The 10320-nt window shown below is 61.0% G+C and carries 8 protein-coding genes; 3 read left to right on the top strand and 5 right to left on the bottom strand.

Annotation, left to right across the window (positions count from 1 at the left end; translation table 11 throughout):
- Positions 1–203: 203 nt before the first annotated feature.
- Complete coding sequence (locus AAFX91_RS34285; protein WP_394569516.1) at positions 204–608, bottom strand: response regulator; 405 nt, start codon at positions 606–608, stop codon at positions 204–206.
- Between the two features lie 210 nt (positions 609–818).
- The gene (locus AAFX91_RS34280; protein ID WP_394569515.1) at positions 819–1466 is read right to left on the bottom strand and encodes a BA14K family protein; all 648 of its coding nucleotides are present in this window, start codon (positions 1464–1466) and stop codon (positions 819–821) included.
- 261 nt (positions 1467–1727) lie between these two features.
- Here AAFX91_RS34280 and AAFX91_RS34275 point away from each other — a divergent pair, with 261 nt between their 5' ends.
- Entirely contained in the window at positions 1728–2138 is a 411-nt protein-coding gene (locus AAFX91_RS34275; RefSeq protein ID WP_282527992.1) for an NADH:ubiquinone oxidoreductase subunit NDUFA12, read from the top strand.
- 336 nt (positions 2139–2474) lie between these two features.
- Here AAFX91_RS34275 and AAFX91_RS34270 read toward each other — a convergent pair whose 3' ends face one another.
- Positions 2475–3161: a DJ-1/PfpI family protein gene (locus tag AAFX91_RS34270; RefSeq protein WP_394569514.1), complete on the bottom strand. Its 687-nt coding sequence runs from the start codon at positions 3159–3161 to the stop codon at positions 2475–2477.
- Positions 3162–3281: 120 nt separating this feature from the next.
- On the opposite strand from AAFX91_RS34270, the gene AAFX91_RS34265 reads away from it, so the two are divergent.
- Positions 3282–4220: a GlxA family transcriptional regulator gene (locus AAFX91_RS34265; protein ID WP_282527990.1), complete on the top strand. Its 939-nt coding sequence runs from the start codon at positions 3282–3284 to the stop codon at positions 4218–4220.
- A 53-nt stretch (positions 4221–4273) separates the two neighbouring features.
- Here AAFX91_RS34265 and AAFX91_RS34260 read toward each other — a convergent pair whose 3' ends face one another.
- Positions 4274–6862: a putative Ig domain-containing protein gene (locus AAFX91_RS34260; protein ID WP_394569517.1), complete on the bottom strand. Its 2589-nt coding sequence runs from the start codon at positions 6860–6862 to the stop codon at positions 4274–4276.
- Positions 6863–7290: 428 nt separating this feature from the next.
- Entirely contained in the window at positions 7291–9117 is a 1827-nt protein-coding gene (locus AAFX91_RS34255; protein WP_394569513.1) for an ATP-binding protein, read from the bottom strand.
- A gap of 244 nt (positions 9118–9361) precedes the next feature.
- Here AAFX91_RS34255 and AAFX91_RS34250 point away from each other — a divergent pair, with 244 nt between their 5' ends.
- Complete coding sequence (locus tag AAFX91_RS34250; RefSeq protein WP_394569512.1) at positions 9362–10105, top strand: response regulator transcription factor; 744 nt, start codon at positions 9362–9364, stop codon at positions 10103–10105.
- Positions 10106–10320: the final 215 nt, after the last annotated feature.

Below are 10320 nucleotides of genomic sequence, written 5' to 3'. Positions count from 1 at the left end.
AAAGACCGCGCGAAACTACTTCGCCGTCGTCGCCATTGCCGCCACTCTGCTCTGGATAAGGTAACTGTCCACACGGCGTAGAGCGTGATGATCTTTCTTCGAATCATCACCCCGCTCTATCTTTTTGCTTGAGCATGATCTTTTCGGAAAACCGGTGTCCACTTTTCCGGATCATGCTCTAGCTGATCGATCGCCTTGTGTCGTTACTTCAAGAGGCGGGACGATGCCGCTGATTGAGCGAAGCATTCGTTGACGGTGGTGATCAGCGCCTCCGGTGTGAACGGCTTGCGCAGGCAGCGCGCGGCGCCGAGCTCGAGGGTCATGCGCAGGAAATCCGGCGCTCGCTCGGCGTTGGCGAAGGCGTAGCCGGACATCGCGATGATCGGGATATCGGGCGCGCGCTCGTGAAAGATCCGGATCGATTCGAAGCCGCTCATATGCGGCATGAAGACATCGATCAGCATCACATCGAAGCTTCGATCTTCGAGCGCGACCATCCCGGCTTCGCCGCCGTCGGCGACGGTGACGTCAAAACCCTTGCGCTTCAGACAGACCTCGATGGCGGCGCACACCATGGGGTCGTCATCGACCACGAGAACGCGCGGCACGACGGATCCTTTTGTTGAGATGATATCTGCATATGCCGACCCGCACGGCCGACTCGTTGATTAAGGCGCAAGCGCGATAGCACGTCTGCAAGATGCCGTGCATATGAGATTCGCTTGCAAGCTAATTCACGTTCGCGAAACTGAAGGCGACCTCTCAACAAAAAAAGGGCGGCTTTCGCCGCCCTCTTTCACGCAAGAAGAATCAGCCGGTCAGGGGCAGGGATGACGCTGACCGTCATAGCCAAGATAGGTGCCCGACGCCGGGTCGTAGGACTTGTAGCGCTGCTGGCAGTAGGCGACGTCACCGCCGCCAGGCGCGACCGCAACCGCAGCGCTGTCGTCGTAGTAGCCGTCGTCGTAGTCGCCCGCTCCATATCCATAGCCGCCATAATAGTCGTCGTAATAGGCGCTCGACGCGAGCGCGCCGCCGATCACGGCGCCTGCAGCAACGCCGGGCCAAACTCCGTAGCCGCGGTGACCATAGCCGCCGCGCCAGCCGGGCCGATACCCACCGCTCCACCCGGGCCGGCCGCCGCTCCAACCAGGATTAGCAACCGCGCCGCCACGGAAGGCGGGAGCGCCCGCGAACTTGGTGCCAAGGCCGGCGCCGCCGGCATAGCTGCCGCCTCGGAAGCCACCGCCGCCGCCGGCAAAGCCGCCACCCCGGAAGCCGCCGCCTCCGCCGGCAAAGCCGCCTCCGCGGAATCCACCTCCACCGCCTCCAATGGCCGCTCCGCCGCCGCCGACCCGCCCGGCCGAGAACTTGGTACCCTGCGCAAAACCTTCGCTCGGCACCACGAGCGGCAGCGCCAGCGCGAGCGCCGCGGCGGTGCCTAAAATCTTGAGATTGATCATCATTGGGACTCCATCTGCGGGACATGACCCAACCCTTTCCAGGGGCCGGTGTTCCCGAGCCTCGCGCCACCTTGCTGCGCGGGGCCTCAACCTCTCAGATAGGAACTGTATGGCGAATGAACGGGTTAGACCAAATTCCGCGACAATTGGCCGCCAACACTACACCGTGTTGTTCCGCCCTGGGGCACAACACGTGCGGCAATCTGGACAATTCGATCCGCGGATGGCATCACAGCCCAACGATCCCGAACCGGCCGGCGCTTCATGAAACAATTCCTGCTCAAAATCTTCACGTGGTGGAATGGCCAGACCTTTGGCACGCAGCTCTGGACTTGGCGGTTCGGCGAACTCGTCGGTACGGACGAGCAGGGCAATCGCTACTATCGCACCCGTGGCGGCAAGATCGATCCGGTGCTGCATTTCGAGCGCCGCTGGGTGATCTATAACGGCTACGCCGAAGCCTCGCGGGTGCCGCCGTCATGGCACGGCTGGTTGCATCACGTGGTCGACATGCCACCGACCGAAGAGAAGTACACGCCGCGGGAATGGGAAAAGCCGCATGTGCCGAACATGACGGGCACGCCGGCGGCGTATCGTCCGTCCGGCTCGACGCTGGCGAGCGGCCGCCGCCCAAAGGCGACCGGCGACTATCAGCCCTGGACACCCGCGAGCTGAATCAACCTCATTCGTACGTTGTGCGAGCGCGCAATTGCGCGTGCAGCGCACGCGCGCCTGTGAACAACGGTAACAACGGGGACGGGCAGTACGGCCTTCTTGCGCGTCACGCGCGATTGGAGCTCAATACGGTCATCTTACGGAGGTGGATGACCACCGCGTCGGATCGGGCTCCAGAATCGCGACTGCCCCGATGAGCAGCGGCCTCCGAGTGGGATGCGGCCGGGACATAGGCCCCCGGTGCAGACGTCCTGAAATCGCCCGTTAATGTGAGGCCACCGTAAGACAGGAAAGGCCGCCCGGGAAACCTGGCGGCCTTTTTCTTTGCGTTGAAATTTATGCGAGCCGTGCCGCGGCGCGGGCGATCATCTCGCCGCGGCGCGCCTGTGACGATGCCATCTTCTCTTTCATGAAGGCGAGGATTTCGGCCGGCGCAGTGTCCGGCGAGCCGGCGTTGAACGGCGGCTTCGGATTGTATTCGAGCCGAAGCTGGATGGCTTCCGCCGTCCTGCGGTCGACCAGCTCCGACACCAGTGTCAGCGCGAAATCGATGCCGGCGGTGACGCCGCCGCCGGTGATGCGGTTGCGGTCGATGCAGACCCGCGTTCGCGCCGGGATCGCGCCGAACGCGCCAAGGAAATCGATCGCCGACCAGTGCGTCGCGGCGCGATAACCTTTGAGCAGACCGGCGGCGCCGAGCACCAGCGAGCCCGTGCAGACCGAGGTGATGTACTTCGCGCCCTCCGCCTGCTTGCGCAGGAAGGCGAGCATCTCCTCGTCGTTGACCATGTCGTCGGCGCCCATGCCGCCGGGGACGCAGATCACGTCGAGTTGCGGGCAGTCGGCAAGGCTGACCGTCGGCATCAGCGCCAGCGCGGTATCGCTCGGCACCGGCTCGATCCGTTTCCACACCACATGCACTTTGGCCCCGGGCACGGAGGAGAACACCTGCAGCGGACCGGTAAGGTCGAGCTGCGTCACCTTTGGAAACACCAGAAGTCCGATCTGTAGCGGGGTGGACATGGGAGCGCCTCAATATCGGTTGACCGCGACACAATGGCATGGTGGCCTCATGTCCAAAATGGCATAATTCCCTCATTTCAGGACAATCCTCCGTTTTGGAGACCGATAGGAGAAGGTCTGATGATCGGCGTGCTCATCTTCCCTGAGTTTCAATTGCTGGATGCCGCCGGCCCGATCTCGGCCTTCGAGATCGCCGCGCGCTCTGCCGACAATCCGCCCGCGTTGAAGGTGATCGCGGTGACGCCGGGGCCCGTGCGTTCGTCCTCGGGCGCCGAGATGTTCGCGCGAGGGCTGCGACCGTCGGCGGCGATCACGACCCTGATCGTCGCGGGCGGCGAGGGGGTGCGTACGGCGGCGAGGTGCGCAAAGACGCTGGCGTTCGTGCGCATGCTGGCCAAGCGCGGTGTCCGCATCGCGAGCGTCTGCTCGGGCGCCTATATCCTCGCCGAAGCCGGCCTGCTCGACGGCCGCCGCGCCACCACGCATTGGCAGCGGACCAAGCATTTCGTTTCCGCCTATCCGAAAGTGAAGCTCGAGCCGGATCGCATCTTCACCCGTGACGACAACATCTGGACTTCGGCCGGGATCAGCGCCGGGATCGACCTGGCGCTGGCGATGATCACCGAGGACTATGGCGAGGAGATCGCGCAAAAGACCGCGCGGCATCTCGTGCTCTATCACCGCCGCAGCGGCGGCCAGTCGCAATTCTCCTCGCTATTGGAGTTGAAGGCTTCAAACGGCCGCTTCGGCCCGTTGCTCGCCTGGGCGCGCGAGCATCTCGATGCGCCGCTGACGGTCGAGGACTTGGCGGAGAAGGCCGGCATGAGCTCGCGCCACTTCACCCGCGCCTTCGTCGCGGAGACCGGCACGACGCCATCGAAAGCGGTGGAACGCCTGCGCATCGAGGTGGCGCGGCAGCGCGTGCAGTCCTCCGTCGAGGCCATCGAGCGCGTCGCAGAGGCGACCGGCTTTCGCGATCCCGAGCGGATGCGCCGCGCCTTCATCCGCGCCTTCGGCCAGCCGCCGCAATCGCTGCGGCGTGCGGCGAGGGCGGGTTAGTTAGAGCGTTTTCGAGCGAAGTGGGTACCGGGCCGCGTGATCCGGCAGCACGATCAGAACTTCGCCCCAAGCCCCAGCTTCCCACCGACGGATGACTGACCCCGCCCTTCGACATTGTAGAGAAGTCCCGCGTCGAGCGTCCATTGGTCTTGAGTCTTCAGGGAAACACCTGCGGTGAAAGTGCCGAACACACCAGAACCATCGAGGCCGGAATAGCCACCCGTCCCTCCAACCTTCGGCGTGAGGATCGAACCGTTGCCGAGCAAGTAGGATCGCGCGATTTCTGCGCCGACACTGACGCGGAGTTGGCGCGCGTCAAAGCCACTGATCGCTATTTGATCCCTCGCGCTGTTGCTCACCACATAGTCTTCGACTCTTTCCGAGAAGTAGACGGCTCGCAACCTCGGCGTCAGCACGGTCACCTTGTCGAGATTCCATTGCCCCTTGACCGAGGAGTCGATCATCCACCGCTTCGTGTCGAATGTTCCGTTCCAGAATCTCGTGTCGATATTGTTCGCGGAGCCGCCATAACGCAGGCTCGTGTCCCAGAACACGCCCTTGCCGAGTTCGAACGACGCGTATGGGCCTGCGAGCCAGCCATTGCCGGTGAGTTTGGTATCTTCCTTGCTCGGATCGATCATCCGGTCAAAGTGGAACGAAAATCCAACAAGAGCTTTTTCCGTCAACAGGTAATCCGCTCCGAGATTGACCATGGCGAAACTGCCCCACTTGCCGTCATTTTCAGTGCGATTGTGGGCCAGCATCGCGCCATTGATCCAGAGATTGAAAGGCAAGGATGCTGCCGCGGAAGCGCCAGACTTGGTGTCGCGAGCACCTTGCATCTGCGCGAGGCTGGTGGCGAAGTTGAGCGTCAATCCACTTTCCGACGGCAGTACGCGTGCCGTGACGGGATCCTTGTCTCGTCCCATCTGCTGGCGCTCCATCAAGCCCGGAACGCTGATCGTGGAAGAGATCATGTTCTGGCGGGTCTGTACGAAGCCGTGGACCAGGGCATCAATATCCCGGGCCACCTTCTGCGCATCGTGACTCAGCTTGTAGGTGACGGTTCCTGTGTTGGAGACTCCGAGCGCGCTCGTCAGACGAAATCCCACGCGCACTTGGCCAGAATAGGCAGGATCGGGTTTGAACCGGAGGTACCAGCCTGTTGGCGGCGCCGGGCCCGCTTGCGCCAGTTGACCGCGGGTAATCTTGGCGCTTCCAGCATTGGCGGGTTCAACGGAAACGATATCCGCTGACGTAAACGGCCCTCCGGTTGCGCCGCGATTGAGATTGACGTCCCCGGGCGTCGAACCGGCCGGCACATCGATCACCTGGTCGGTGACGGTGACTTTCTGTGCATTGACCTTCAGGCTGTATGCGGCCGTACCGATCGCACCATGGCCATCCTGAACTTGGAGTGTGAATGTGTAATTGGCCGGCCCGGCAGTGGGCGCAAGCGGCCCGGTAAGTTCACCGGTCGAGATGTTCAGGGTCATACCTTTTGGGAGAGCGCCTGAAGCGACGCTGTAGATGAACGGGGCGGCGCCACCCTTGGCGGATATTGGCTGCCTGTATTCCTCGCCCGCCATGGCTTCCGGCAGGCTGCCGGCAGGAGGCGTAAACGCGAACGACGCAGCCGACGCCGAAATGGCGATCGTATAACCTGCCGACCCGGTAATCCTGTTGGCATCCGTAGCTGTGACGGTGAAGCTGGAATTGCTTGTCGCCGTCGGAGTACCGCTGATTTTTCCGGTGGACGGATCGAGCAGCAAACCGCTCGGCAACGAACCGGAGGTGACCGCATAGGTATAGGGCGCGGTCCCGCCCGAGGCTGTTACCGTCTGGCTATAGGCGATGCCGGTCGTGCCGCCTGTCAGCGCTCCCGCGGCAGGAGAGAGCGTCAGATTAGCAGGCGGGTTCACAACGAGCGTGTAGCGAGACCCGTTCGAGAAAGAGAAAACGTAGGTCCCGGCCTGTTGCGGAGTACCGCCCAGAATAACCCTCACCACACTCTCTAGTGTTATCGTCATCCCCGGAGGGATGCTCCCCGAGGTCGGAGTGGGTTGTCCGTCGGCAGCCAGCCGGCGGGGATCGTAGGCTGCGCCGACGGTCGCAGCCGGCAGCGTGTAATCGCCACCGACCGGGATTTGATAGGTCGCAGATGCAGTACTAGCGGCGCTGTCGGTGACGGTTACCGTAAAAGAACCCGAGCTGGCTTGTGTCGGTGTCCCGGTGATGGCGCCGGAAGCTGAGTTGAGCGTCAAGCCATCCGGGAGTGATCCCGAGGTGACCGCGAAGGTGTACGAGCCGGTCCCACCCGAGGCACTGAGGGCTAGACTGTAAGCATATCCCACAGTTCCCGCAGTTAACGTACCGGCAGCAGGCGAGAGCGTGAGCGGGGCCGAAGCTGGGCCGCTGCACGTGGCACGGACGTCAATTATAGCGGGCCCCACACTGACGCCCGTGTACACATTGAATTTCTGACTCCCTGAGGAGTTGATAGCCAAACTTCCCGTAGTCGATGGCGTATTTATTGAATCGCCCGTCGTGAGGTTCGCTAGAATTGTGTTGGTGTAGAGAGTTGAGTTGTTGACAAACGATATTGTTTCTCCCGCTTCGAACGTAGCTGGGCCGTATGTCATGCTTTGACTGCTTCCGCTCAGCGCACCACCTGCAACAGCGCTACATCCCGCCGACAGTGCATGAGCCTGCCCGCACATGGCGAAAACCGTAAGAATGAGCGCGACAAATAATGCGAGCGCGCCAACCCCAGCGGGCCTTGTCCGCGACGTGTTATCGTCGCGCAATTTTGCCGGATACTTCGCGCCCACTCTTTGCCCCCAAGTCCTGCGCCTGAGCTAACACTTGCGCGCAATGTGCAAGCCGGAGCCGCATTGGGGGAAAATAGCGGAAGCCCCAGGAAAACCTTAGAAACCAATCGTAACGTTGGTAGCGCAACGAAACGGAACGCAACGAAAACCGTGGCGAATTCACAACACTCGCGACGGAGTAGATTCACACCGACGCAATGGTCAGGTGGCATCGGGCTCGAGATACACGTGAACTTTGCTCAGGCCTCGCGAGCGGGCAAAGTGATTCGTACCGTGGTGCCTTCGCATTCTCGGCTTTGTACGGTGGCCGAACCGCCATGCGCAGTTGCTATCTTGGCAACGAGGAAGAGGCCAAGCCCTGAACCGTCAGTCCCCTTCGCATTCGAGCCGCGCACGGAATTCTCGAACACATGAGGGAGATCACGCTCCGGAATACCTATGCCATGATCGGTTACGGTTATCGCGATGCCGTCCGTTGTCTTATCGAGCGACAACGCGATCGGGGAGTCACCCTTCAGGGCGGCATATTTGACGGCATTCTCCAACACGTTGAGGATCGCGAGTTCGAGCATGTCCGTATCAGCGGCGAGTTTGATATCGGCGGCATCGGGCGCAATATGAAGGTTGATCTGCGGACCTGTCAGCAGATCGCGGCTGCGTTGATGTGCGGCGACGACAATGGACCCGGCAGTTGCCGGCGCGAGGCGAGCTCGAAAGGCAGGCCCCTGCAGGCGGCTGCGTGCGAGATTGGTCTCAAGAACTTCCACCAATTGCGCTACCGAGCGTCGTATGCGCATGATGCGGTCATGGTTCGCCTTATCACTCTTTGCCAGTGAAAGGCCGAGGCTGTCGACGCTGGAGCGGATCGCCGCGAGAGACGCGCGATACTGGTGTGATACGACTTCCAGAAAGCGGACCTGCCGGAATTGCGACTGCATTTCAGCTTGCAGGGCTTCCTCCGCGACGCGCCTCTCGGCCGCTTGCGCGAGTGAGAGGGCTTCAGCCTTTCGTAGCCACACCGCCAGCGAGCCAGTGAGCAGAATCGTCATAATGAGACCCGAAACGCCGTAGGCGTGATAACTCCATTCCGGCATCAGGTCGAAGCCCAATCGGTCTCGAAGGGTGATGAGAAGGCCTATGGCGATGGCCGTGAATGCGGCAGCTCGAAGTCGACTGACCGCCCCGTCTTCGTTCAGGTACCACAAGCCTAAAAGGAAGTTGACGATTCCGGCCAGCATGCTCACCGACGAGCCGATAGGACCGAAGACGAGGTTGCGTCCCGCGAACGCGAATCCGATGCCCACTATCCCTATGGCGGCGTAGGCGAGGTAAAGCCCGTGAAGCCAGATCGATTTTCTTCGCAGATCAAGCAGGCTCGAACAGGCGAGAGCGCTAAATGCCAACCCCATCCAGGCGTTGAAGCCTAGAAAGAGATCGTTGGCCCACCCGGTGCCACGGAACAATAACACATGACTGAGCCCGAGATTGCCCGCGTAGACCAACATCACACCAAGTGTGCTGAGGGCCACGAGCAGATATTGCCTTTTGCGGTCGAAGCAAAAGAACACGAGGTGAATGACGAACAACACGCTCATGCCACCGAACCAGGCGCCATAGCTTCCGCCGACGAGGGCGGCCGACCGCGTATGGCCCTGGACTGTCTCGAGTCTCAGATTCAGCTGGGTGGACGAGTTGGTATTCAGCAGGCGGATATAGACAATGGTCTTTTCGCCCGCGGCGAACTCGAGCCGTACCGCATTGTCCAGCCCGGAAAAGCTATCGTGCGGGAGTGGCCGATGATCGCCCGCCTCATGGAGGGTAAAGTCGTCCTTGGAGGATCCAGTACCTGGCTTGGCGACGTAGATGTCGATCGTGTCAATAAAGTTCGGTGTGAGGGATAGAATGCCTTCGGCATTGACCGGGGCGGGTAAGGTCAGTCGGAGCCATGCGGCATGACCGATGTAGCCAAAGTTGATGTTCTGGCCGGAAACGGGACGGAATTCCGTTTGGCGGGCCGGCGTCAGGACGTCCTGCAGCGTCAGAGTCGATGAAGGATCAGTCAGCACGGCCACGTTCCCCCCGATAGCTGGAAGGTGGGAAGCAGCTTCCGCGCTGACGGAGAGAATGCAAAATGTCAGCACTGACAGCCACAGCGAGAGGCAATGGCGCGTGCCACGCCGAACGGGAGCCGTCCACCGCTCTCGTGCAGCGTTCGTCAAAATTGTTATTGTTTTGGCTGGGGCAAATAGCAATAGCACTGCTGCTAACATCGTAGAATCTTCTTCACCACTCCTGGTCTAGTTCTTTATGATGACTGAGAATTCATTCATACGGGAATCCGAGAGGCCGATCGTCTCCCAGAACGTCAGCATCCTGCTTGTGGAAGACCACAGCGAGTTTCGCCAGAGTATCGCGGATTATCTGCGCCTTCGCGGTATGCGGGTGACCGAGGCGGCTTCCGGCATCGAATTTTACAGAGCGCTGCGTCAAGCGCGCTTTGACGTCGCCGTGCTTGACATCAACTTGCCGGACACAAGTGGATTTGATCTCGCGGCCGAACTTTCGGCGCGTGAGGACATGGGCATCATCATGCTGACCGCGCGCAAGGAACGAGAGGATCGCTTGCGCGGATATGGCGATGGCGCGCATCTCTACTTCACCAAGCCCGTCGATAGTGAGGAATTGGCGCTGGCTATCGAGAATCTCGCACGACGCGGCAGACAGCAGGTTAATCGTGCCGTTGGGAATTCCAGCAGCACGTTACGTCTCGATCGAGCCCGCCAGACGCTCCATGACTCAGCGGGACGATTTGTCAGGCTATCCGGCCGAGAGCTGGTGTTGCTTGACTACTTGGCAACCCGCCCGAATATCACGGTATCGCGCGAAGAGATCGCCGGACTCTTTGGAGATATTGAGCCAGACCCAGAAAGCCGTGCCCTGGACGCCGCCCTCACTCGCCTCCGCGCCAAGCTCAAGGCCAAGGATGTTGAGTTGCCATTGCGCGTCATTAAAGGTGTTGGCTTGCGCCTGATGGCGAACATTAAAGTCGAATGAACATCGACCGGTTTCCCTGCGTGAACTTAGTTACCTTGACCGGTCGCCCGTTCGGTTACGCGTCGAGCTGCCTCAGCCACGCGCCGATATCGGTCGCTGCAACATTGGCCTGGTTGAGCAATTTGCCCATGGTGAAGAAGTGAAATGGACCCGCGGAGCGGGACCGCTTGAACCGGTTTGTTAGTTGGAAACTGACCGCTCCTGATCCCTTTCTA

The sequence above is a fragment of the Bradyrhizobium sp. 31Argb genome (assembly GCF_043638955.1).
In the GTDB taxonomy this organism is placed as follows: domain Bacteria; phylum Pseudomonadota; class Alphaproteobacteria; order Rhizobiales; family Xanthobacteraceae; genus Bradyrhizobium.
The sequence above is the reverse complement of the archived record's forward strand: the minus strand, read 5'-3'. Positions and strand labels throughout refer to the sequence as shown.